Genomic DNA, 24,669 nt, shown 5'->3' on the forward strand with positions numbered 1-24,669 from the left:
CGCGATCATAGCAGAGGACCTGCGGGCCTCTTCGCCCGTAGGAGCTGGCTTGCCAGCAAAGGCGTCGGCCAGGACGATGCAAGGCTTGCGGGCCTCTTCGCCGGCAAGCCGGCTCCTACGCCAGATGTCGGTCCTCCTGCTGCGCGAACAACGCCCCACCGCTCATCCGTCGATCACAGCCCCTCCAGCTCGGCCATCAGATCACTCAGCCGGTCGACCTTCTCCTCGCTGATCTCACTCCCGGCCAAACCGTCGATGTACGCGGCCAACTCCTGCACCGTGCTGCATTCGAACATGGCCCGCAGCGGCACGTTGCGTTGCAGGGTCTTCTGTACCCGTGAAGCGATCTGGGTCGCCAGCAGGGAATGCCCGCCCAACTCGAAGAAGTTGTCGCGCACGCCCACCCGTTCGACCTTGAGCACCTCGGCCCAGATGTCCGCCAGGGTTTGCTCCAGTTCATTGCCCGGGGCCAGGTAGTCCTGGCTCTGCAGCTGGCCGATCTCCAGGGCCGGCAGGGCCTTGCGATCGAGCTTGCCGTTGGCGTTGAGGGGCAGGCGCGCAAGCCACAGCCAATGCAGCGGCACCATGTATTCCGGCAGTTCGGCGCGCAGCCGCGGCTTGATCCGCTCCAGGCACTCGCTCGGGCTCAGGTTCGTGTCACTGGCCACCAGGTACCCAACCAGGTGCTTGCCGTTGACGCCCTCCTGCACGCCCACGGCGGCATCGCGCAGTTCCGGCTGTTCGTGCAGGCGCGCTTCGATTTCCCCCAGTTCGATGCGATAGCCACGGATCTTCACCTGATGGTCGATCCGGCCAACGTATTCCAGTACGCCGTCGCTGCGCCGGCGTGCCAGGTCGCCGGTGCGGTACAGGCGTTCGCCCGCAGCACCGAACGGATGGGGCACGAAGGCCAGCGCGGTACGCAACGGGTCGCTGACATAGCCACGGCCAACACCGGTGCCAGCCACGCACAATTCACCCACCGCTCCCAGGGGCACCAGCTCCAGGGCTTCGTCCATCAGGTACAACTGGTTGTTGTCGGTGGGCGTGCCGATGGGCAGGTAGGCGCCCCGGGTCGAAGCCATGTCCACACGGAAGAAGGCCACGTCATCGGAGCATTCCGCCGGACCGTAGGCGTTCACCAGGCCGACCTGTGGATAACGCAGCAGCCATTGGTGCGCCAACTCCGGTGGCATGGCCTCGCCGGTGGGTAGCATCCAGCGCAGGCCATCCAGGGCGATGGCGTCCTGGGCGAGCATGCCCTGGATCAGCGACGGCACGCTCTCCAGCACCGTGATGCCCTGCTCCTGGACGTGAGCCAACAGGCCCTGGGGATCGTGGGCGATGGTGTTGGGCACGATGTCCACCCGAGCGCCGAACAGCGGTGCGGCAAGGAACTGCCAGACCGAAATGTCGAAGCTCTGGGACGCGGTCTGGGCGATCACGTCGGCCTCACTCAGTTGCAGGTACGGCACCTTGCTCAACTGGTTGTTGAGCATGCCGCGCTGCTCCACCATCACGCCCTTGGGCAGGCCGGTGGAACCGGAGGTGTAGATCACGTAGGCCAGGTTGTCCGGCGCGCTGTAGCGGCCCGGGTTGTGCTCGGCATGCCCGGCGGCTTGCAGCTCTTCCCAGACCAGCAGCCGCGGACGCCCGGCACAGCCGAACTCGTCCAGCAGGGCCTGGGCCTGTTCGCGGCAGGCCGCGCTGCACACCAGGATCGGCGTGCGGCTGAGCTCGATGATACGGCCCAGGCGCTGGCCCGGCAGGCCCGGGTCCAGGGGCAGGTAGCCGGCCCCGGCCTTGAAGCTGCCGATGATCATGCCCAAGAGTTCCAGGCCGCGCTCGGCCAGCAGGGCCACCGGCTGATCAAAGCCTACGCCGTTGGCAACCAGGGCGTGGCCCAGGCGGTTGCTGCAGCGGTTCAACTCGGCATAGCTGTAACGCTGGTCCAGGCAGCTGGCGGCAATGCGTTGCGGATGGGCCGCCACCTGGGCCTCGAACAGTTCCACGTAGCTGCGCTCCAGCGGGTACTCATGCTCGCTCTGGTTGCAGCCGGCCAGCAGGAAGTCCTGCTCCTCTTCACCCAGCAGCGGCAGTTCGGCCATGTCGCCATGAAAGCCCTGCATCAGGGCCAGCAGCAGGCGCTTGAACTCGCCGAGCATGCGCTCGATGGTCGCCTGCTCGAAGTAGCGCTGGTCGTAGGACAGGTGCAGGCCCAGGTCGTCCCCCGGGTAGCACACCGCGGTGATCGGGAAGTTGGTGTGGGTACGGCCGGAATCCGAACTGGCGTTCAGGCTCTGGGCACGGTCCAGCACCGAGACTTCCACCGGCGCGTTCTCGAACACGAACAGGCTGTCGAACAGCGGCTGGCCCTTGGGCAGTTCGCTGGTTTCCTGGATCGCCACCAGCGGCAGGTACTCGTATTCGCGCAGCTGCATGTTGCTGTCGAGCAAGCCGCTGAGCCACTGGCGCACGCTGCAGCGCTCACCGTCCTGGGGCAGCTTGACCCGCAGGGCGATGCTGTTGATGAACAGGCCGACGGTGCGTTGCATCTCCGGCATTTCCACCGGGCGCCCGGCCACGGTGACCCCGAACAATACATCGCGATCGCCGCTCATGCGCCGCAGCACCAGGGCCCAGGCCGCCTGGGCGAAGGTGTTGACGGTGAGCTGGTGCTGCTGCGCCAGTTCCCGCAGTTGCGCACCATCCCGGGCATCCAGGCGGGTGTAACAGTCGCCGACTGTCATGCCGCCGCTGTCACCGGCGTGTTCGCGCAGGAACGGCCGGTCGCTGGGGATCGGCGTGGTGCGTTCAAAACCTTCAAGGTTCTGTCGCCACCACTGCCGCGCCTCGGACAGGCTCTGGTGCTGCAGCCAGCCGATGTAGTCGCGGTAACGCGGCGGTACCGCCAGCTGCGCCTCGCGGCCTTCGCCCAGGGCGGTATAGATTTCGAAGAAGTCGTTCATCAGCAGCGAGCGGCACCAGGCATCGATGAGGATGTGGTGGTTGCTCATCATGAACCAGTAACGGGCCGCACCGACGCGGATCAGCCGCAGGTGGAACGGCGCCTGGTTGAGCAGATCGAAACCGGCCTCGCGCTCCTGCTTATGCAAGGCTTGCAGCTTGGCTTCTTGCTCGGCCTCGGGCACCGCGCTCCAGTCGAGGAACTCGATCGGGGTGCGGCCCGGCTTGTGGATAACTTGCAGCATGTCTTCGCCGACGTTCCAGCAAAAAGACGCGCGCAAGGCTTCGTGGCGCGCCACCACCGCCTGCCAGGCCTGGGCGAAACGCTCCGGGTCCAGTTCGCTGTTGATGCGGTAGCGGTCCTGCATGTAATACAGGCCGGTGCCCGGCTCCAGCAGGGTGTGCAACAGCATGCCCTCCTGCATCGGGGTCAGCGGGTAGACATCCTCGATCTGCACAGCCGGTACCGGCAGGCCATCGAGCTGGGCCTGGGTCAGGCGCGCCAGGGGGAAGTCCGACGGCGTCAGGCCACCGGCATCGTCCTTCAGGCAATGGGCGATCAGGCTGTGCAGCTCGCCCAGGTAGGCGTCCGCCAGCTCGCCGATCAGCTCGGCGTCGAAACGTTCGCTGCTGTAGGTCCAGCGCAGCACCAGCTCGCCGCCATACACCTGGCTGTCGATGCTCAGTTCGTTGGGCAACGGTGCTTCCGGTGCATGGGCCGGGCCCACGGATTCATCCAGCGGACGCAGCAGTGCGTCGGCGCCGAAGCTCTGGTCGAACTGCCCCAGGTAGTTGAAGGTCACCGGCGCCAGCGGCAACGCCGCCAGGGCCTCGCGGCAGCTTTCATCCGCCAGGTAGCGCAGCACGCCGTAACCCAGGCCCTTGTGCGGCACGGCCCGCAGTTGTTCCTTGATGGCCTTGATCGAGGCCCCCTGCCCGGCCGCTTCTTCCACCTGCAACGGGGTCAGGCGCAGTGGATAGGCGCTGGTGAACCAGCCGACGGTGCGGGTCAGGTCGATCTCGTCGAACAGCGCCTCGCGGCCGTGGCCTTCCAGTTGCACCAGGGCCGAAGGCTGCCCGCTCCAGCGGCACAGCACCCGGGCCAGGGCGGTCAGCAGCAGGTCGTTGACCTGGGTACGGTAGGCCGCCGGCGCCTGTTGCAGCAGTTGCCGGGTGCGCTCGGCATCCAGGGTCACGCTGTGGCTGCGGGCCTGCTGATGCTGCTGGCTGCCAGCGGCATTCAAGCCTGGCAGTTGCGCGGCCGGGCCGGCCAGTTGCTGCTGCCACCAGCCGAGTTCTTCACGCAGGGATTCGCTGCCGGCATAGGCCAGCAGGCGGCTCGACCAGTCCCGCAGGGCACTGGTCTTGGCCGGCAGGTTCAGGGCCTTTCCGGCTTGCAACTGACGATAGGCGTTTTGCAAATCTTCCAGCAACACGCGCCAGGACACACCGTCCACCACCAGGTGGTGGATGGCCAGCAACAGGCGTTGCTCGCCTTCAGGGCCGTCCACCAGCACCGCCCGCAGCAGCGGCCCGTGTTCCAGGTCGAGGCTGCGCTGGGCATCGGCGAACAGTGCCTCGCAGGTGGCCATGGACGGCACCCGCACCTGCCACAACAAGGGAGCATCGGACAACGGCAGGTACTCGGCGCGCCACTGCCCGCCCGCCTGGTTGAAGCGCAGGCGCAGGGCGTCGTGCTGCTCCACTAGCGCCAGCAGGGCTTGCTCCAGCAACTGGGCATCAAGGACACCCAGCGGCTCCAGCAGCAGCGCCTGGTTCCAGTGCTGCGGCTGGGGAATGCGGCTGTCGAAGAACCAGTGCTGGATCGGCGTCAGCGGCGCTTCGCCACTGAGCTGGCCCTGCTCGGCGCTGACGCGCTGAGTGTGGCTGGCGACCCGCGCCAGGGTTTGCACCGTCTGGTGCTGGAACAGATCCCGCGGGGTGAAGTGGATCCCCAGCTGGCGGGCGCGGCTGACCACCTGGATCGACAGGATCGAGTCGCCCCCCAGTTCGAAGAAGTTGTCATTGAGGCCCACTTGCTGCACGTTCAGCACTTCGCCCCAGACCCTGGCCAGGGTCTGTTCCAGCGCGTTGCTCGGCGCCACGTACTGCTGGCGGTTGAGCTCCGGATCCGGCAATGGCAGGGCCCGGCGGTCGAGCTTGCCGTTGGCGGTCAACGGCATGCTGGCCAGGAGGATCAGGTGGGTCGGCACCATGTAGTCCGGCAGCTGGGTTTTCAGCTGCTGCTTGAGGGCTTCACGCAGGTTGGCCTGCTGCACCTCGTTGTGCTCGGCCACCTCGGTCACCAGGTAACCAGCCAGCTGCTTGCCGGCCGGGGTATCCAAGGCCAGCACCACCGCTTCACGCACGGCCGGATGATCCAGCAGGCGGGTTTCGATTTCCCCCAGCTCGATGCGGAAGCCGCGGATCTTCACCTGATGGTCCACCCGGCCGATGTATTCCACCTGGCCGTCGGCGCACTGGCGCACCAGGTCCCCGGTGCGGTACAGGCGCCCGCCATCGGTGGCGAACGGATCGGCGACAAAACGCTCGGCACTCATCCCCGGACGACGGTGATAACCCTGGGCCAGACCGGCGCCGCCGACATACAGCTCACCGGTCGCCCCTTGGGGCACCAGCGCCAGATCGGCATCGAGGATATAGGCCACCCGGGCCCCGACGATGCTGCCGATGGGCACGCTGGCCACGCCTTCGGCCAACTGCTGCGGCGCCAGGCTGGCCAGGGGCATGACCACGGTTTCGGTGGGGCCGTAGGCGTTGAAGAACAGGTTCGGCTGGAAGGCCGCACGGATGCGCTGCAGGTGTTCGCCGGTCAGGGCCTCGCCGCCGGTGATGCACATGCGCACCGGCAGGGTCTGCTGCTGGGTCGCCAGATGCTGGGCCAACTGGCTGCCGTAGCTGGGGGTGAAACCGAGGATGCTGATGCGGTGCTGACGGATCAGTTGGCAGATCTCTTCGGCGTCCCACTGGCCCTGGGCCCGCAGTACCACCTGGGCGCCGCTGAGCAGCGGCACCAGCAAGCGCTCGGTGGCGGCGTCGAAGTTGATGGAATAGAAGTGCAGCTCGCAGTCGTCCGGGCGCATGCCGAAGCGGCGGATCACCGCCTGGCAGTGCATGGCGATTTCCCCGTGGGACACCACCACGCCCTTGGGCTGGCCGGTGGAACCGGAGGTGTAGATCAGGTACGCCTGATGCTGGGGCAGGCTGATGAAGGGCAACTCGCTGGCCGGGTAGTCGGCCAGCAGCGCACCGTCCTCTTCCAGGCACCAGCGGCCGACTCCGGCCGGCAGCTCGCCCAGGGCGGCGAACATCCGCGCATCGCTGAGCAGCAGGCCGATGCCGCTGTCTTCGATCATGTAGTGCAGGCGGTCCAGGGGGTATTCCGGGTCCAGGGGCACGTAGGCGCCGCCGGCCTTGAGAATCGCCAGCAGGCCGACGACCATTTCCAGGGAACGCTCCAGGGCCAGGCCGACTCGCACCTGCGGGCCCACGCCACGCTCACGAAGCATCCAGGCCAGGCGGTTGGCGCGGCTGTCCAGCTCGCTGTAGCTCAGGGTCTGCCCGGCGAAGGTCAGGGCCGGGGCGTCCTTGCGGGCCAGGGCCTGTTCGCTGAACAGGTGGTGGATGCACTGGTCCAGACGTTGCTCGCCGGGCTCGACGCTCAAACTGTCCAGCAGGTGCTGCTGTTCATCGGCCTGCAGCAGTGGCAATTCGCACAGACGCCGTTGCGGGTCGTCGATCAGGGCCTGCAGCAGATTGCGCCAGTGGCCGGCCATGCGCGCAATGCGCGGCTCGTCGAACAGGTCGGTGCTGTAGGTCAGGCAGCAGCCCAGGCGCTGGTCCAGGTCGGTGACTTCCAGATTGAGGTCGAACTTGGTGGCCCGGGCATCGTTGACCAGGTATTCCACGGTCATGCCCGCCAGTTGCCGGCTTTGCTGGAATTCCCAGCGCTGGACGTTGCACATCACCTGGAACAGCGGGTTGTAGGCGGTGCTGCGCGGCGGTTGCAAGGCTTCCACCAGATGATCGAACGGCAGGTCCTGGTGCGACTGGCCCTCGATCACGGTGTGGCGTACCTGCTCCAGCAACTGACCGACGCTCATCTGCCCGTCGAGCTGGCAACGCAGCACCTGGGTATTGAGGAAGGCGCCGATCAGCCCTTCGCTTTCCGGGCGGATGCGGTTGGCCACCGGCGCACCGATGCGCAAGTCGCTCTGGCCGCTGTAGCGGTACAGCAGCAGCGACAACGCGGCGGTCATGGTCATGAACAGGGTCAGGCCGTGCTCGGCATTGAAGGCCCGCACCCGGGCCGCCAGCTCGTCGCTCAAGTCGAAGCGGTACAGCTCGCCCTGGTGGCTTTGCACCGCGGGCCGTGGCCGGTCGCTGGGCAGTTCCAGCAAGGGGTGTTCGCGGCCCAGTTGCCCGGTCCAGTAGTCCAGCTGGCGCTGGCGCTCGCCGGATTCCAACCACTGGCGCTGCCACACGCTGTAGTCCAGGTACTGCACCGGCAAGGGTTCCAGGGGCGATTCGCGGTCGTCGAGGAAGGCTTCGTACAGCGCGCCCAGCTCGCGGGCGAAGATGTCCATGGCCCAGCCTTCGGTGACGATGTGGTGCAGGGTCAGGACGAAGTAGTGCTCATGCTCGCCGGCCTTGACCAGGCAGGCGCGCAGCAAGGGGCCGGTCTCCAGGTCGAAGGGCTGGTGCGCTTCGCTGTCCGCCAGTTGTTGCAGGCGTTGTTGCCGGGCATCCGGGGCCAGGGCCGAGAAGTCCTTCCAGGCCATGCGCAGGCCGGTGTCGGCATGCACCTGCTGATGGGCCACGCCATTGACGCTGGGGAAGGTGGTGCGCAGGGTTTCGTGACGCAGGATCAGCGCTTGCAGCGCGGCCTCGAAGCGGCCCACGTCGAGCACGCCAGACAGCCGCGCCATGCCACCGACGTTGTAGGCCGGGCTGTCGGGCTCCATCTGCCAGAGAAACCACATGCGCTGCTGGGAATAGGACAGCGGCACCGGCTGGCTGCGGTCGACCCGGGCAATCGGCGGCTGCTGGTTGCGCGCGCCGGACTCCTGGATCAGCAGCACCTGCTCGGCAAAGTCCCCCAGCTCGCTGGCTTCGAACAGCGCCCGCAGTGGCAGCTCGACGTCGCAGGCCTGGCGGGTGCGGGAAATGATCTGGGTGGCCAGCAGCGAATGCCCGCCCAGGGCGAAGAAATCGTCCTTGAGGCCGATGCGTGGCTGGCCCAGCACTTCGCGCCATATAGCCGCGATCTGCTGTTCCAGTTCGGTGCTCGGTTCGACGTGCTCGCGCACCTGCCATTGCGGCTCCGGCAGGGCCCGGCGGTCGAGCTTGCCACTGGGGCTCAGGGGCATGGCGTCCAGCCGCAGCAGTTGCGCCGGCACCATGTATTCCGGCAGCTCGGCGGCCAGGGCAGTTTTCAGCCGGGCGCTTTGCTGCTGTTCATCTTCATCGTGCGCATTGGGCGTGTAGTAGCCGATCAACTGCGGGCCGGCCAGGGTGTCGCGCACCAGCACAGCGGCCTGGGCCACGCCGTCCTGGGCCAGCAGCCGCGCTTCGATTTCCTGCGGCTCGACCCGAAAGCCCCGCAGCTTGACCTGCTGGTCGAGGCGACCGAGGTATTCCAGCACGCCGTCGGCGCACCAGCGTACGCGGTCACCGGTGCGGTACAGGCGCGCGCCCTCCTCACTCAGGGGGTCGACCACAAAGCGTTCGGCGGTCAGCGCCGGGCGTCCCAGGTAACCCCGGGCCAGGCCCTGGCCGCTGATGCACAGCTCACCCGGAACTCCTGCCGGCAACGGATTGAGGTCCGCGTCCAGCACCCGGCACACCACGTTGCCCAGGGGCCGGCCAATGGGCGAACGCTCGCCGTCATCGACTGAACACTGCCAATGGGTGACGTTGATCGCGGTTTCGGTCGGGCCATAGCGGTTGTGCAGTTGCGCATTGGGCAACTGCTGCAACAGGCGATTGCGCAGCTCGGCCGGCAGGGCTTCGCCACCGGAGAACACCCGGCGCAGGCTGTGGCATTCGGCGCTCAGCGGCTCATCGACGAACAACTGCAACAGCGGCGGCACGAAGTGCAGCGTGGTGACGCCGTACTCCTGCACCAGCTGGGCGATGCGATGGGGATCGCGGTGCTCGCCGGGGGCGGCGATCAGCAGGCGGCAGCCGGTGATCAACGGCCAGAAGCACTCCCACACCGACACGTCGAAGCTGATGGGAGCCTTCTGCATCAGCACATCGTCGGCTTGCAGCTGGTAGCTGTCCTGCATCCATTGCAGGCGCTCCATCAGCGCGCGATGGGTGTTGCCGACGCCCTTGGGCTGGCCGGTGGAACCGGAGGTGTAGATCACATAGGCCAGGTGTTCGCCGTGCAGGTGCAGGCCCGGCGCGTGGCTCGGCCAGCTGTCGAGCTTGAGGCTGTCCATGGCGATGGCGCTGACACCCGGGGCTTCGGGCATCCGGCCCAGCAGATGGGTCTGGGTCAGCAGCAGGCCCACGCCGCTGTCTTCGAGCATGTAGGCCAGGCGTTCGGCAGGGTAGTCCGGGTCCAGGGGTACGTAGGCGCCGCCGGCCTTGATGATTGCCAGAAGGCCGATCAGCAGTTGCGGCGAACGCTCGGCGGCGATGGCCACGCACACGTCCGGGCCGACGCCCTTGTCCCGCAGGTAATGGGCCAGGCGGTTGGCCTGGGCGTGCAGTTCGGCAAAGCCCAGTTGCCCGCCGTCCCAGACCAGCGCGGTGCGTTCCGGGCTCTGGCGCAGTTGTTCGTGCAGGCGCTCCGGCAGCCACTGCTCGGCCGGCGCGCAGGGGGCCACGCTCCATTGCTGCAGTTGCGCCGCTTCGGCGTTGCCGAGCAACGGCAAGTCGCCCAGGGCGCAGTCCGGTTGCAGACAGGCATGCTCCAGCAGGCTGATGAAATGCCCGGCCAGACGCTCGATGCTGGCCGCGTCGAACAGCTCGTCGGCGTAGTCGAAGGCCAGGCTCAGGCGGCCGTTGCGGTCCTCTTCGCTGTGCAGTTGCAGGTCGAACTTGGCCTCGCGGCTGTGCCACGGCAGCTCTTCGGCCAGCAGCCCCGGCAGGCGGCGCAAGGCACTGAGGTCGCGCTGCTGGTGGTTGAACATGACCTGGAACAGGCCCTGCTCGCGGGCTTCGGGGAAGGCTTCGAGCAATTGTTCGAAAGGCAGGTCCTGGTGGGCCTGGGCCTCCAGGGCGGTGCGGCGGGTCTGCTGCAGCAGGTCGGCGAAGGACTGGCGCGAATCCAACTGCCCGCGCAATACCTGGGTGTTGATGAAAAAGCCCAGCAGGCCCTGGGTTTCCAGGCGCGGGCGGTTGGCGTTGGGCACACCGATGCGGATATCGCTCTGCCCGCTGTAGCGGTGCAGCAGGGTCTGGAACGCCGCCAGCAACAGCATGAACGGCGTGGCCTGCCGAGCCTGGGCGGTCTGGCGCACGGCTTCACTGAGGCTCGCGCTCAGGCGCAGGTCATGGCGCGCGGCGCTGTGGCGGACCTGGGCCGAACGCGGGTGGTCGGTGGCGAGGCTCAACACCGGGGCTTCGTCCGCCAACTGCTGTTTCCAGTAGTCCAGCTGGCGCTGGCCTTCGCCCTGGGCCAGCCACTGGCGCTGCCAACTGCCGTAGTCGGCGTATTGCAGGGCCAGGGGCGCCAGCTCCAGGCTCTGGCCCTGGGCCGCGGCGGCATAGAGCCGCGAGAACTCGTCGATCAGCACATTCAGCGACCAGCCGTCGGCGATGATGTGGTGCAGGGTCAGCAGCAGTTGGTGTTCTTCGTCATCCAGGCGCACCAGGGTCGCCCAGTACAGCGGCCCCTTCTCCAGATCGAACTGGGTCCGGGCCTCGTCTTCGCGGATCTGCCGCGCCCGGGCTTCACGCTCGGCCGGTGGCAGGTCGCTGATATCGATCACCTGCAGGTTGAATTCGCCGGCGGCATCCACCTGTTGCAGGGCCTGGCCGTCACGCTCGAAGAAGCGCGTGCGCAGCGCTTCGTGGCGCTGGATCAGTTGCTGGAAGCTGGCGCGCAGGGCCTCTTCGTCCAGCTCGCCGCGCAAGCGCAGGCCGCCGGGAATGTTGTAGGCGCTGCTCTGCGGGTCCAGTTGCCAGGTGATCCACAGGCGGTTCTGCGCCAGGGATTGGGGCAGCGGCTGCTGGCGCGACAGGGCGTTGATACTGCCCTGGGCCACGCCGCCGTCCTGCTGCTGGCGCGCCACGGCAGCGCTGAAGGCACCCAGGGTCGGAGCCTCGAACAGCAGGCGCAAGCCCAGTTCCAGCCCCAGCTCTTCACGCAGGCGGGCGATCACCTGGGTAGCGGCAATCGAGTTGCCCCCCAGGAGGAAAAAGTGATCGTCGGCGGCCACTGAAGCGCATTGCAGTTGCTCCTGCCAGATCCGCCCGATCAGGTTTTGCAGCTCATCGCCAGAACCTTCGCCGACGTGGGCGGGTTCGCTGCCGGCCTGCGGGAACAGCGCGTAGTAATCCAGGCTGCCATCGGCCAACCGGGTGCGGCAGGCGGAACGCTGCAACTTGCCACTGGAGGTTTTCGGCAGGGCCCCGGGGTTGAGCAGCACCACCACGCTCGGCGCTTCCTGGCAGGCTTCGGCCACCGCCTGGCGGATGGCCTTGATCAGCGCCTCGGGGGGCAGGATCTTCTGCACGCTGCGGCTGATTTCCGCGGCGATGCCGATGCCTTCCTGGCCCTGCTCGGTGACCGCAAACGCCGCCACCCGGCCCTTGCGCACCACTTCCACCTCGCGCTCGATGGTCTTTTCGATGTCCTGGGGGTAGAGGTTGTGCCCGCGCACGATCAGCAGGTCCTTCAGGCGCCCGGTGATGAACAGCTCGCCATCGCGGATAAAGCCCAGGTCACCGGTGCGCAACCAGGTACGACCGGCATGCTGGACGAAGGTCTTGGCGGTGGCTTCAGGATTGCGCCAGTAGCCATGGGCAATGCTCGGCCCGGCGGCCCAGACTTCGCCAATACGGTTGTCAGGCAATTCGCCCAGTTGCTGCGGATCCATCACCAGCACGGCGTGTTCCGGCTGGCTGAAGCCGCAGCTCATCATCGCGCTGCCCTGCCCCGGCTCGGCGCGGTTCTGCGCCAGGGCCTGGTCGTCCAGGTGCAGGGCCGGAATGCCCTGGCCGCGCACGCCACCGGCCACGAACAGGGTGGCTTCGGCCAGGCCGTAGGAGGCGAGGAAGTTTTCATGGCTGAAACCGCAGGCGCTGAACTTCTCGGCGAAACGCTCCAGGGTGTCCAGGCGGATCGGCTCGGACCCCGAATAGGCCACGCGCCAGCCGCTGAGGTCGAGGCGCTCCAGGGCCGACTCGCTGACCCGTTCGCTGCACAGGCGGTAGGCGAAATCCGGGCCGCCGCTGATGGTGCCGCCGTATTCGCTGATCGCTTCCAGCCAGCGTACGGGCCGCGCCAGGAAGTAGGCCGGTGACATCAGCACACAGGGCACGCCGCTGAAAATCGGTTGCAGCAGGCCGCCAATCAAGCCCATGTCGTGGTACAGCGGCAGCCAGCTGACGATCACGTCGTCCGGGTTGAGGTCGATACCGAAGCCGCGACGGATCAGCAGTTCGTTGGCCACCAGGTTGCCATGGCTGACCTGCACGCCCTTGGGTAGCGCGGTGGAGCCCGAGGTGTATTGCAGGAAGGCGATGTCGTCGCCCTGCAGCGCCACGGCCTGCCAATCTTCGGCCAGCCCGGCTTGCAGGGTGTCCACACACAGCAGTTGCGGCGCGCCCGCGGCCTTGAGTTCGTCCATCTGCAACAGTGAATCCCGCAGCCCGGCGCTGGTCAGCAGCAACCGTGGCTCGGCGTCGGCCATGATGGAAATCAGGCGCTCCTGGTGATGACGACGGGTGGACTCCGGCGGATAGGCCGGCACCGCGATCACCCCGGCGTACAGGCAACCGAAGAACGCCGCGACGTAGTCCGGGCCGCTGGGAAACAGCAATACCGCGCGATCGCCGAATTCGGCGTTGGCTTGCAGAGCCGCAGCAATGGTGCGCGCACGAAGGTCCAGGTCCCGGTAACTGAGGACCACGCTCTGATCCTGCTCTTCGGCGAGAAAGCGCAACGCCACTTGATCAGGTGCCAGGACTGCCCGGCGTTGAAGGGCTTGGGCCAGGGTGCTGGGGAGTTCGAACGCGTCCGTCATGGGGTTTCCTGCCAGGATTGTGCTTGCAATGGAGAGCGGGCCCTGCTCTCCCATAACTTTAATAACTATCTATAAATCAAATAGTTATAAGAAAGTCGTGGGCATCCGGAGGGCGCCGTGACCGGGTCTGCTACCCGGAATCTTTCTCCAATGAGAACGGATGACGTCTTGAAATAATTAGTCCGCATCCTGCCCTTCAAGGCCTGATCCAGCCCACTGACGAGCAGCCGTTCGCAATCTGCACTGACAGAGAGCATTAGTTCTTTTTCTCAATTGACAATCATTATCATTCAGCCTAATTTGTCGCTCGATGTGTAGGACGGGTCAGATTTTTCTGACGTCCCACTAACCTCTTTGCAACAAGGTGATTTCCATGACGGAACAAGTATCCACAAGCAGGTGCGATTCACCGTTACTCCAGGCTTTTGTCGACAACCGTCTGATCCTGGTGAAGATTGCAGCCCGCATTACCGGCTGCCGATCCCGGGCTGAAGACGTGGTTCAAGATGCGTTTTTCCGCCTGCAGTCGGCGCCGCAGATCACCTCCTCGTTCAAGGCCCAGCTCAGTTACCTGTTCCAGATCGTGCGCAACCTGGCCATCGACCACTACCGCAAGCAGGCGCTGGAACAGAAGTACTCGGGTACTGAAGAGGAAGGCTTGAATGTGGTTATTCATGGCGCTTCACCTGAAACCTCCCACATGAACTTTTCCACCCTGGAAAACATCGCCGAAGCCCTGACCGAGCTGCCCAGCCGTACGCGCTACGCCTTCGAGATGTACCGCCTGCATGGCGTCCCGCAAAAGGACATCGCCAAGGAGCTGGGGGTATCGCCGACCCTGGTCAACTTCATGATTCGCGATGCCCTGGTGCATTGCCGCAAAGTCTCGGGCAACCGCCCCGATACCTTCGCCCGTCGCTGACTGGCGCCCTGCATGACCCGGCTTGAAGGGTGCCTACACCTCAAGCAGGCCACTGCGGCCAAGCACCAGTAACGCTGCACGTTTATGCAACAGATCGAACTCCTGCTGGCAGAACCGACAACGGTCATGCGCAGCACAGGGCGGCGCGTGGGCGCCTGGCGCCGGCCGCTGCGCACCTGGCGGGTCCAGATACAGGGCATGTACCTGGGCCGACAGCCAGAAAGCCAGCCGATCCTGGCGCGCCGCCTCGGCTGCCTGGGCATCCACCGGCACGGGCGCCTGCCCCCGGCCCCGCAGAGACTCGAACAGCCTTTGGCGGGCGATGACCTCATCGATTCCCGTGAGCTGGCTAGTGGGCAGGGCTGCAACATTCAGCGGATCAACAGGGGACATGGCAGCGCTCACCGTCGGTTGGGCATTCAACCAAGTGACGTGGGCCGCCGCCGGAAATTTAGCCCGTCGCGGGCCGGTCGCTGCGTGATGTCAGGCGTGGGGCACGCTCATCACCACAATGCGATAGGGATCGAAGATCTTGTGCATCTGGCCGTTGTCCCGCAGTTTTTGCAGGAGCCCGGAAAAGTCTTCGGCCGTGATCGGCGCCTTGGGCCGGATCAGGGCGTAATGGTGGTAGACCTGATCGATGCGTTCGGAAACCAGCAACTGCTCCGTGCTTTCGGCATTGCGCGCCAGGAAGTCGCTGAGGTAGGAGCGGGTCACCAGGGCGATGTCCGCCCTGCCCCGCAGGACCATCAGCAGGTTGCTGTCGTGGGAATAGGTCAGGGTGGCGTTGTAGGTGTCGGCCAGGAACTTGGGGTCGGCGTTGAACTGGGCGAAGGCGTAGTGATAACCGCTGAACAGGGCCAGGCGCTTGCCCTTCAGGTTGGCGAAATAGTCCTGCTGGCGCCCGCCCTGACGCTGGGCGACGAAAATTTCCGCGTCTTCCAGGCCCATGTCGACACTGGTGTGGGCAATGTTCTGCCAGCCCCAGGCCGGGTTCTCGAAGATCGCCAGGTCCACCCGGCCCTGCTCGAAATCGCGAAAACGCCGGGGAATCGAGGTGGGCACCAGGACGAACTGATAGTCGCTCTGGGACTGGTTGAGGGCTTCCACCAGTTGCGGCAGCAAACCGGTGTCGGCACCGGTTTCTGGACGGACGGTATAAGGCGGGAAATGCGCCGCCGCGACCCGCACCAGCTGCGCCGAGGAGGCCGGACAGACCCAAAGTGTTGCCAGCGCCAGCAAGAGCATTCGCAAGGCTGACCGCAGCGGCAAGGACATCAAGGCAACACACCTCAAGGAAATGAAAATGAATGAGCTAAAGCTAGGCGTTTTCAGCCACTTCGACAACGTTGCCACGCACAATTAGCCAGCCGCTCAATGATCCTTGAGCACCAGCAGCAGGGCCTCCTGGGCCAGCTGTTCCAGAGTCATGCTGCCCTCGGCGCGAAACCAGGTGGTGGTCCAGGACAGGGCGCCGGTGAGAAAGCGCCGGGTAATGAACACATCGCCCTTGATGAACCCCGCCTCCTTGGCCTCCCCCAGCACCTGCAGCCAGATCTGTTCGTAGATATCGCGCAGCGCCAGGACGGCTGCCTGGCCTTCCGGGGACAGTGAGCGCCACTCGTACACCAGCACTGCCATGGCTTCACCGCTGCCGCCCATGATCGACTGCAGTTCACAGCGGATCAGCGCCAGCACCCGTTCGCGCACGCTGCCGGCCTCGGCCAGTTCAGCGCGCATCAAGGCGGTGTTGTAGTGGATGGTTTCCTGCATCACCGCCCGCAGGATGTCGTCCTTGCTCTTGAAGTGATGAAAGATGCTGCCCGACTGGATGCCCACCGCGCTGGCCAGGTCACGCACGGTGGTGCGCTCGTAACCCTTGTTGCGAAACAGGTGCGCTGCGGTTTGCAGCAGCTTGCCCCGGGCGCTCTCGGGGTCGGTCACCTGGCCACTGGCGATCAGCTCGCGTACTACCTGCAGGGCTTTTTGCTCGTCCACCGGTGTTCTCCTACCTTCACGTCATCAATAGCTCAGCGTAACCCGGCAAATCCGGGCGCGGCGCGCGCAATTTAAGCCTCTGCCGGTTACCAAGCAAGCGCTTGGCCAGAAGAATAGGCCAACGTATTTACAAACCAAGCGCTTGCTTGGTAGCCTCCTCGCAGTTCTTCATTCGAGAGCCCTGTCATGACCAAGACCGTAAGAATCGGCTGCGCCAGTGCCTTCTGGGGCGACACCAGCAGCGCCGCAGCGCAGTTGGTGCAAGGCGGCCGCCTGGACTACCTGGTGTTCGACTATCTGGCAGAGATCACCCTGTCGATCATGGCCGGGGCGCGCATGAAGGACCCGACGGCGGGCTACGCCACGGATTTCGTCGAGGTGCTCAAACCCTTGCTGGGCTCGATCCGCGAACAGGGCATCCGGGTCATCAGCAACGCCGGCGGGGTCAACCCGCAGGCCTGTGCCAGTGCCTTGCAGGCCGCCTGCGAACAGGCCGGGGTGGCGCTGAAGATCGCCGTGCTGCTGGGGGACGACCTGCAACCGCAGTTCAAGCAGTTGAGCGACGCCGCCATTGTGGAGATGTTCAGTGGCGCGCCCCTGCCGCCAATGTGCGTCTCCACCAATGCCTACCTCGGTGCCCCCGGCATCGTCGAAGCGCTGCGCCTGGGGGCGGATATCGTGATCACCGGCCGCGGCGTCGACAGCGCGGTGGTCAGCGCCGCCCTGGTCCACGAGTTCAACTGGTCCTGGCAGGATTACGACCGCCTGGCCCAGGCCGCCCTGGCCGGGCACATCATCGAATGTGGCGCGCAGTGCACCGGCGGCAATTTCACCGACTGGCGCCAGGTGCCGGACTACGAACATATCGGCTTCCCCATCGTCGAGGTCGGCGCTGACGGCCAGTTTGTGGTCGGCAAGGCACCCGGTACCGGAGGGCTGGTGAGCCCGCTGACGGTGGGCGAACAACTGCTGTACGAAATTGGCAACCCCAGGGCTTATCTGCTTCCGGATGTGGTGTGCGATTTCTCTCAGGTGGAACTGCGGCAACAGGGCCCGGAAAGGGTTCATGTACAGGGTGCCAGGGGCCTGCCCCCCAGCCACCAGTACAAGGTCAGCGCCACCTACCCGGACGGCTTCCGCTGCACCGCCAGTTGCCTGATGGCCGGGATCGACGCGGTCGCCAAGGCGCACCGGGTCAGCCAGGCGATCATCGACAAGACCAGCGAGATGTTCGCCCAGCGCGGCTGGGGGCCCTACAGCGAAGTGAACATCGAACTGCTGGGCAGCGAGGCCACCTACGGCCCCCACGGCCAGCGCCAGGACAGCCGCGAGGTGGTGATCAAGCTGGCAGTGCGCCACCCGAACAAGGCGGCGCTGGTGCTGTTCTCCCGGGAAATCGCCCAGGCCGCCACCGGCATGGCCCCAGGGCTCACCGGCATCGTCGGTGGCCGGCCGACGGTGTACCCGGTGATCCGCCTGTTCTCCTTCCTGCTGGACAAGGACGCCTGCCGGCTGGAGATCGACCTTGCCGGCCAGCGTCACCCTTGCGCCCTGCCGCACACCGACCGCCTGGACCCGGCAGCCCTGCCCGCCCCCCATTCCCTGCCCGCCCCCCGCGGCCGCGCCGATGCCAGCGTGGCGCTGGTGAAGCTGGCGGTGGCACGCTCCGGCGACAAGGGCAACCACAGCAATATCGGGGTCATGGCGCGCCACCCCGACTACCTGCCGTGGATCGCCGAAGCCCTGACTCCCGAGGTGCTGGTGGACTGGATGGGCCATGTGCTGGACCCGGTGCATGGCCGGGTCCAGCGCTGGTACCTGCCGGGCACCCATAGCCTCAACTTCCTGCTGGAGAACGCCCTGGGCGGCGGCGGCGTCGCCAGCCTGCGCATCGACCCGCAAGGCAAGGCCTTTGCCCAGCAGTTGCTGGAAATCCAGATCCCGGTGCCGCAGAGCATCGCCGACGCCGTCAATTAAAGGAGCTGCCGTGGTGTACGACTCGATTTTCAAAGCGCAATTGTTCGCCGGCCAGACCATCATCGTCACCGGCGGCGGCAGCGGTATCGGCCGCTGCACTGCCCACGAACTGGCGGCCCTGGGGGCCCAGGTGCTGCTGGTGGGGCGCAAGGCGGAAAAACTGCAGAAGGTCGCCGGCGAAATTGCCGAGGACGGCGGCAAGGCCGACTGGCAGGCCTGCGACATCCGCGACGAGGAAGCGGTCAAGGCCCTGGTGGCCCGGCTGATGGAGCGCTTTGGTCCGATCCATGGCCTGGTGAACAATGCCGGCGGCCAGTACCCGGCGCCCCTGGCCTCGATCAACCAGAAGGGTTTCGAAACCGTGCTGCGCACCAATCTGGTGGGCGGCTTCCTCATGGCCCGGGAAGTGTTCAACCAGTCCATGAGCCGCCACGGCGGCAGCATCGTCAACATGCTCGCCGACATGTGGGGCGGCATGCCCGGCATGGGCCACTCCGGTGCGGCGCGCTCGGGAATGGACAATTTCACCAAGACCGCCGCCTATGAATGGGGGCACGCCGGGGTGCGGGTCAACGCGGTGGCGCCGGGCTGGATCGCTTCCAGCGGCATGGACACCTATGAAGGCGCGTTCAAGGCAGTGATCCCCACCCTGCGTGAACACGTGCCGCTCAAGCGCATCGGCAGCGAATCGGAAGTCAGCGCCGCCATCGTTTTCTTGCTCAGCCCCGGCGCGGCCTTCATCAGCGGCAGCACCCTGCGCATCGACGGCGCCGCCAGCCTGGGCAGCCGTGCCTGGCCCCTGGGCAAGGCACGCAACAGCGAGTCCTACAACGGCTTCCATCGCGCCTACCTGCCCGACGTACTCAAGGGCGAGGAATAAGCCATGCCGGTGATCCAGTCCCAACTCGACCCCCACGGCCCGCAGTTCGCACAAAACCGCGCAGCCATGCTGGCGGGCCTGCAACAGTTGCAGGAACTGCAACAGAACCTGCTGGCCAAGGCCGCCGAAGCCAAGGCCAAGTTCGACCGGCGCGGCCAACTGCTGCCCCGCGAACGCCTCAACCTGCTGCTGGACCCGGGCGCGCCGTTTCTCGAGCTGGCCAGCCTGGCCGGCTACAAGCTGCACGACGACAAGGACGGTACCCAGGCCGGCGGCGGCCTGATTGCCGGCATCGGCTATGTGTGCGGCGTGCGCATGCTGGTGGTGGCCAACAACTGCGCGATCAAGGGCGGGACCATCTCCCCCAGCGGTCTGAAGAAATCCCTGCGCCTGCAACAGATCGCCATGGAGAACAAACTGCCAGTGGTGACCCTGGCGCAAAGCGGTGGCGCCAACCTCAACTACGCCGCGGAAATCTTCGTCGAAGGTGCACGCAGCTTCGCCAATCAGGCGCGGATGTCGGCCATGGGCCTGCCACAGATCACTGTGGTCCACGGCTCGGCCACCGCCGGCGGCGCCTACCAGCCCGGGCTCTCGGACTACGTGGTGGTGGTGCGTGGCGAGGCCAAGCTGTTTCTCGCCGGCCCGCCGCTGCTCAAGGCCGCCACCGGTGAAGTGGCCACCGATGAAGAACTGGGGGGCGCCGAGATGCACGCCCAGGTGGCCGGCACCGCCGAATACCTGGCGGAAAACGACGCCGACGGCATCCGCATCGTCCGCGAGATCGTCAGCCTGTTGCCGTGGAACGCCCGACTGCCAGTGCAGCCCGCCAGGACCTGGAACGAGCCGCTGTACCCCATCGACGAGTTGCTCGGGCTGATTCCCGACGATCCGAAGAAGCCCTACGACGCCCGGGAAATCATCGCCCGCCTGGCAGACGGCTCGCAGTTCCTGGAGTTCAAGGGCGAGTTCGATGCCCAGACCCTCTGCGGCCACTTGCAGATCCAGGGCCGGCCCTGCGGCTTTATCGGCAACAACGGCCCGATCACGCCCCAGGGCGCGAGCAAGGCCGCGCAATTCATCCAGCTCTGTGACCAGAGCCAGACCCCGCTGCTGTTCTTCCACAACACCACCGGCTTCATGGTGGGCACCGAATCCGAGCAGCAGGGGGTGATCAAGCACGGGGCGAAGATGATCCAGGCGGTGGCCAATGCCCGAGTGCCGAAGCTGACCATCGTGGTCGGTGGCTCCTACGGCGCCGGCAACTATGCGATGTGCGGCCGTGGCCTGGACCCGCGCTTCATCTTCGCCTGGCCCAACAGCCGCACCGCGGTGATGGGCGGCGCCCAGGCCGGCAAGGTGCTGCGCATCGTCACCGAGGCCAAGCATGCGAAGAACGGCCAGGAAGCCGACCCGAAGATGCTCGACATGCTGGAACAGGTCACCGCGCAGAAGCTCGACAGCCAGTCCACGGCGCTCTACGGCAGCGCCAACCTGTGGGACGACGGGCTGATCGACCCGCGCGATACCCGCACTCTGCTGGGCTACCTGCTGGACATCTGCCATGAGGCGCAGGTGCGCGAGCTGGCGCCCAACAGCTTTGGCGTGGCGCGGTTTTGATAGGACATTTCGCGGTCTGACCCCACTTGAGGAGAACAACAATGATCTTCACCCAGGAACACGAAGAACTGCGGCGCACAGTGCGCCAATTTGTAGACCGCGAGATCAACCCCCACGTCGAGGAATGGGAAAAGGCCGGGCGCTTTCCCATCCACGATATTTTCCGCAAGGCCGGTGAACTGGGGCTGCTGGGCATCTCCAAGCCGGAAAAATTCGGCGGCATGGGTCTGGACTACAGCTACTCCATCGTCGCCGCCGAGGAATTCGGCACCATCCATTGCGGTGGCATTCCCATGTCCATCGGCGTGCAGACCGACATGTGCACCCCGGCCCTGGCGCGCTTCGGCTCCGATGAACTGCGCGACGAGTTTCTGCGGCCGGCCATCACGGGCGAGCAGGTCGGCTGCATCGGCGTCTCCGAAGTCGGCGCCGGTTCCGATGTGGCCGGGCTCAAGACCCACGCCCGCAAGGACGGCGACGACTACGTGATCAACGGCAGCAAGATGTGGATCACCAACTCCCCCAGCGCCGACTTCATCTGCCTGCTGGCCAACACTTCGGACGACAAGCCCCACGTCAACAAGTCGCTGATCATGGTGCCGATGAACACCCCGGGCATCAGCCTCAGCTCGCATCTGGACAAGCTCGGCATGCGCAGCTCGGAAACCGCCCAGGTGTTCTTCGACAATGTGCGGGTGCCTCAGCGCAACCGCATCGGCCACGAAGGCGCCGGTTTCATGATGCAGATGCTGCAGTTCCAGGAGGAACGGCTGTTCGGCGCGGCGAACATGATCAAGGGCCTGGAGTACTGCGTGGACAGCACCATCGAGTACTGCAAGGAGCGCAAGACCTTCGGCAGCCCGCTGATCGACAACCAGGTGATCCACTTCCGCCTGGCCGAGCTGTCCACCGAGATCGAGTGCCTGCGGGCCCTGGTCTACCAGGCCACCGAGCAGTATGTACGCGGCCAGGACGTGACCCGGCTGGCTTCCATGGCCAAGCTCAAGGCCGGGCGCCTGGGCCGCGAGGTCAGCGACAGTTGCCTGCAATACTGGGGCGGCATGGGCTTCATGTGGGACAACCCGGTGGCCCGGGCCTATCGCGATGTGCGCCTGGTGTCCATCGGCGGCGGTGCCGACGAGATCATGCTGGGGATCATCTGCAAGCTCATGGGCATCCTGCCGGGGAAAAAGAAATGAACCCGCTCCCTGCCTGCCAGACCCTGCTGCTGGAGCCGCGCAACGGCGTACTGTTCATCAGCCTCAATCGCCCGCAAAACCGCAATGCCATGAGCCTGCAGATGGTCGCCGAACTGCGCACGGTGATGGCCGCGGTCCGTGACCGGCGCAGCATCCGTGCCCTGGTGCTGCGCGGCACCGGCGAGCACTTCTGTGCCGGTGGCGACCTCAAGGACATGGCCGGCGCCCGTGCCCATGGCAGCGCCGCCTACCGTGAACTGAACCGGGCCTTCGGCGCCCTGCTGGAAGAAGCGCAGCACCTGCCCCAGGTGCTGGTGTGTGTGCTGCAGGGCGCGGTGCTGGGGGGCGGTTTCGGCCTGGCCTGTGTCAGCGACATCGCCATCGCCGAGCACTCGGCCCAGTTCGGCATGCCGGAAACCAGCCTGGGCCTGCTGCCCGCGCAAATTGCCCCGTTCGTGGTGCAGCGCATCGGCCTGGCCCAGGCCCGGCGCCTGGCCCTGACCGCCGCCCGTTTCGATGGCGCCCAAGCCCTGGGCCTGGGCCTGGTGCACTTTGTCGAGAACGATGCCAAGGCCCTGCAGGAACGCCTGGAGCAGCAGCTTTCCCTGGTGCTGCGCTGCGCCCCGGGGGCCAACGCGGCGACCAAGGCCTTGCTCCTGGCGAGTGTCGACCAACCGCAGGGGCCATTGCTGGACCAGGCCGCCAACGACTTCGCCAATGCAGTCCTGGGTGAGGAAGGGGTCGAGGGCACCCTGGCCTTCGTGCAGAAACGCAAACCGGCCTGGGCCAACTGAGCCCTTGTAGGAGCCGGCTTGCCGGCGAACGCCCCCCACCGATTCCCGGGAGCCTGTATGCCCAATTTCAACAAGATCCTGATCGCCAACCGTGGCGAAATCGCCTGCCGCATCCAGCGTACCGCCCAGGCCCTGGGCTATCGCACCGTGGCCGTGTTCAGCGATGCCGATGCCGAGGCCCTGCATGTGCAACTGGCTGACGAAGCGGTGCATATCGGCCCGTCCGCGGTACAGCAGTCCTACCTCGACGGCGCCGCGCTGCTGGAAGCGGCACGGCGCACCGGTGCCGACGCCATTCACCCGGGCTACGGCTTTCTTTCGGAAAATGCCGAGTTCGCCGCCGCCTGTGAAAGCGCCGGCCTGGTGTTCATCGGCCCCAGCGCTGCCGCCATCGAGCTGATGGGCAGCAAGCGTCGCTCGAAGATCGCCATGCTCGAAGCCGGCGTGCCGTGCATCCAGGGCTATCAGGGGGCGGAACAGGACGACGCCACCTTGCAGCGCGAAGCCCAGCGCATCGGCTATCCGCTGATGATCAAGGCCAGCGCCGGCGGTGGCGGGCGTGGCATGCGCCTGGTACACCAGGCCGGCCAGTTGCTGGAGCAGATCCGCACGGCCCGCTCCGAAGCCCTGCACGCCTTCGGCAGCGACGAACTGATCCTGGAGCAGGCGCTGATCGAGCCGCGGCACGTGGAGGTGCAGCTGTTCGGCGACCAGCATGGCCAGTTGATCTACCTGGGTGAGCGGGATTGCTCGATCCAGCGCCGCCATCAGAAGGTCATCGAAGAGGCGCCCTGCCCGGTCATGACCCCGGAGCTGCGCCAGGCCATGGGCGAGGCAGCGCTCAAGGCCGGGCGGGCGGTGAACTATGTGGGCGCCGGTACCGTGGAATTCCTCCTGGATGCGAGCGGGCAGTTCTATTTCCTGGAAATGAATACCCGGCTGCAGGTGGAGCACCCGGTCACCGAACTGGTAACGGGCCTGGACCTGGTGGCCCTGCAACTGCAAGTGGCGGCCGGCGAGCCGCTGCCCCTGGGCCAGGAGCAGGTGCGCCTCGACGGCCACGCCATTGAAGTGCGGCTGTATGCCGAGGACCCGGCACAGAACTTCCTGCCGCAGACCGGCCAGATCCTGCGCTGGGAGCCGGCACCGGGGATCCGCACCGACCATGGCTTGCAGGAAGGCCAATGGGTCAGCCCGTTCTACGACCCGATGCTGGGCAAGCTGATCGCCCACGGTGCTACCCGCGAAGAGGCGCGGCGCAAGCTGCTGCGTGGCGTCGAGGATTGCGTGCTGCTGGGGCTGGAAAGCAACCGCCGGCTGCTGGCCAACCTGCTGCGCCACCCGGTGTTCGCCAGCGGCCACTTCAGCACCGCCTTCATTGCCGAGCATTTTGCCCAGGACCCGAGCCTGCAACCCCAGGAGCCCACTGCCGAGGAACTGGCCATCGCCGCTGCGCTGTTCCACCACCACAGCGCCAGCGCCCATGGCCCGGCGCTCAATGCCTGGAGCAACAACGCCGGGGTGCCCCTGGACTACCGGCTCGGGGTGCAGGACCGACAATGGTCGCTGCACCTGAACGCACTGCCCTCGGGCGCCGTGCAGGTGCGCCAGGGCGATGGGCTGCTGGAGCTCAAGGTGCGCAGCGCCGATGGCCGGCGGGCCAGCCTGGAGATCAACGGCATTCGCCGCCCGTGCGCCTATCGGCTGGAGGGCGGGGAGCTGTGGCTGAGCAACGCCAAGGGCAGCCTGCACCTGGTGGATCGTACCCATGCCCCGGCCCAGGGCCAGAACACCGCCTCCAGCGGTACGCTCAAGGCGCCCATGGACGGGGCGATCGTCGATGTACTGGTCAGTGAGGGCATGCACGTAAGCAAGGGCCAATTGCTGCTGGTGCTGGAGGCGATGAAGATGGAGCACCCGCTCAAGGCCGGGATCGACGGGGTGATCACCCGGGTCCAGGTCAACCTCGGGGACCAGGTGAAAAACCGCCAGGTACTGGTGGAGGTGGAGTAGCCCGGGCACCTTCCAGCAGATCCAGGCAGACGGGGCATCGGTCGGGACGATGCCCCCTCGATGCGCTCAAGCAGCC

At 66.2% G+C, this 24,669-nt stretch carries 11 protein-coding genes; 7 read left to right on the forward strand and 4 right to left on the reverse strand.

From position 1 onward, the window contains the following. Positions 1-173 precede the first annotated feature (173 nt). Positions 174-13,190: a non-ribosomal peptide synthetase gene (locus tag AC1RMG_RS12500; RefSeq protein WP_493169348.1), complete on the reverse strand. Its 13,017-nt coding sequence runs from the start codon at positions 13,188-13,190 to the stop codon at positions 174-176. A 373-nt stretch (positions 13,191-13,563) separates the two neighbouring features. On the opposite strand from AC1RMG_RS12500, the gene AC1RMG_RS12505 reads away from it, so the two are divergent. Then, entirely contained in the window at positions 13,564-14,112 is a 549-nt protein-coding gene (locus AC1RMG_RS12505; RefSeq protein ID WP_011062465.1) for an RNA polymerase factor sigma-70, read from the forward strand. Between the two features lie 33 nt (positions 14,113-14,145). On the opposite strand, the gene AC1RMG_RS12510 is transcribed toward AC1RMG_RS12505, so the two are convergent. The 3 genes from AC1RMG_RS12510 to AC1RMG_RS12520 all read right to left on the reverse strand — a co-directional run bounded on the left by AC1RMG_RS12510 (position 14,146) and on the right by AC1RMG_RS12520 (position 16,110). Continuing rightward, the gene (locus AC1RMG_RS12510; RefSeq protein ID WP_041774396.1) at positions 14,146-14,505 is read right to left on the reverse strand and encodes a hypothetical protein; all 360 of its coding nucleotides are present in this window, start codon (positions 14,503-14,505) and stop codon (positions 14,146-14,148) included. A gap of 90 nt (positions 14,506-14,595) precedes the next feature. Continuing rightward, entirely contained in the window at positions 14,596-15,390 is a 795-nt protein-coding gene (locus AC1RMG_RS12515; RefSeq protein WP_019095084.1) for a substrate-binding periplasmic protein, read from the reverse strand. Between the two features lie 96 nt (positions 15,391-15,486). Further along, positions 15,487-16,110 carry a TetR/AcrR family transcriptional regulator gene (locus AC1RMG_RS12520; RefSeq protein ID WP_015636493.1) on the reverse strand — a complete coding sequence of 208 codons (624 nt, stop codon included), beginning with the start codon at positions 16,108-16,110 and terminating at the stop codon, positions 15,487-15,489. Between the two features lie 186 nt (positions 16,111-16,296). On the opposite strand from AC1RMG_RS12520, the gene AC1RMG_RS12525 reads away from it, so the two are divergent. Genes AC1RMG_RS12525 through AC1RMG_RS12550 form a run of 6 tightly spaced genes read left to right on the forward strand, consistent with a single transcriptional unit; the run spans position 16,297 to position 24,593 of the window. Next, positions 16,297-18,087: an acyclic terpene utilization AtuA family protein gene (locus AC1RMG_RS12525; RefSeq protein WP_015636494.1), complete on the forward strand. Its 1,791-nt coding sequence runs from the start codon at positions 16,297-16,299 to the stop codon at positions 18,085-18,087. Positions 18,088-18,097: 10 nt separating this feature from the next. Next, on the forward strand, positions 18,098-18,967 hold the full coding sequence (locus AC1RMG_RS12530; protein WP_019095082.1) for an SDR family oxidoreductase: 870 nt from the start codon (positions 18,098-18,100) through the stop codon (positions 18,965-18,967). Positions 18,968-18,970: 3 nt separating this feature from the next. Then, on the forward strand, positions 18,971-20,587 hold the full coding sequence (atuC, locus tag AC1RMG_RS12535; protein ID WP_072450595.1) for a geranyl-CoA carboxylase subunit beta: 1,617 nt from the start codon (positions 18,971-18,973) through the stop codon (positions 20,585-20,587). 41 nt (positions 20,588-20,628) lie between these two features. Continuing rightward, a complete protein-coding gene (gene atuD / locus AC1RMG_RS12540) occupies positions 20,629-21,786 on the forward strand; it encodes a citronellyl-CoA dehydrogenase (protein WP_077934576.1) in 1,158 nt (385 codons plus the stop codon). Next, on the forward strand, positions 21,783-22,580 hold the full coding sequence (locus tag AC1RMG_RS12545; RefSeq protein ID WP_125063824.1) for an enoyl-CoA hydratase/isomerase family protein: 798 nt from the start codon (positions 21,783-21,785) through the stop codon (positions 22,578-22,580). The genes atuD and AC1RMG_RS12545 overlap by 4 nt, the downstream gene beginning before the upstream one ends. A gap of 57 nt (positions 22,581-22,637) precedes the next feature. Next, a complete protein-coding gene (locus AC1RMG_RS12550; RefSeq protein ID WP_401022515.1) occupies positions 22,638-24,593 on the forward strand; it encodes an acetyl/propionyl/methylcrotonyl-CoA carboxylase subunit alpha in 1,956 nt (651 codons plus the stop codon). Positions 24,594-24,669: the final 76 nt, after the last annotated feature.

The organism is Pseudomonas sp. GW822-FHT04H02 (assembly GCF_058800645.1).

Coding starts and splice junctions, on each gene's coding strand:
- AC1RMG_RS12500 (WP_493169348.1), bottom strand. CDS start 13,190: ATGACGGACGCGTTCGAACTCCCCAGCACCCTGGCCCAAGCCCTTCAA.
- AC1RMG_RS12505 (WP_011062465.1), top strand. CDS start 13,564: ATGACGGAACAAGTATCCACAAGCAGGTGCGATTCACCGTTACTCCAG.
- AC1RMG_RS12510 (WP_041774396.1), bottom strand. CDS start 14,505: ATGTCCCCTGTTGATCCGCTGAATGTTGCAGCCCTGCCCACTAGCCAG.
- AC1RMG_RS12515 (WP_019095084.1), bottom strand. CDS start 15,390: ATGTCCTTGCCGCTGCGGTCAGCCTTGCGAATGCTCTTGCTGGCGCTG.
- AC1RMG_RS12525 (WP_015636494.1), top strand. CDS start 16,297: ATGACCAAGACCGTAAGAATCGGCTGCGCCAGTGCCTTCTGGGGCGAC.
- atuC (WP_072450595.1), top strand. CDS start 18,971: ATGCCGGTGATCCAGTCCCAACTCGACCCCCACGGCCCGCAGTTCGCA.
- atuD (WP_077934576.1), top strand. CDS start 20,629: ATGATCTTCACCCAGGAACACGAAGAACTGCGGCGCACAGTGCGCCAA.
- AC1RMG_RS12545 (WP_125063824.1), top strand. CDS start 21,783: ATGAACCCGCTCCCTGCCTGCCAGACCCTGCTGCTGGAGCCGCGCAAC.
- AC1RMG_RS12550 (WP_401022515.1), top strand. CDS start 22,638: ATGCCCAATTTCAACAAGATCCTGATCGCCAACCGTGGCGAAATCGCC.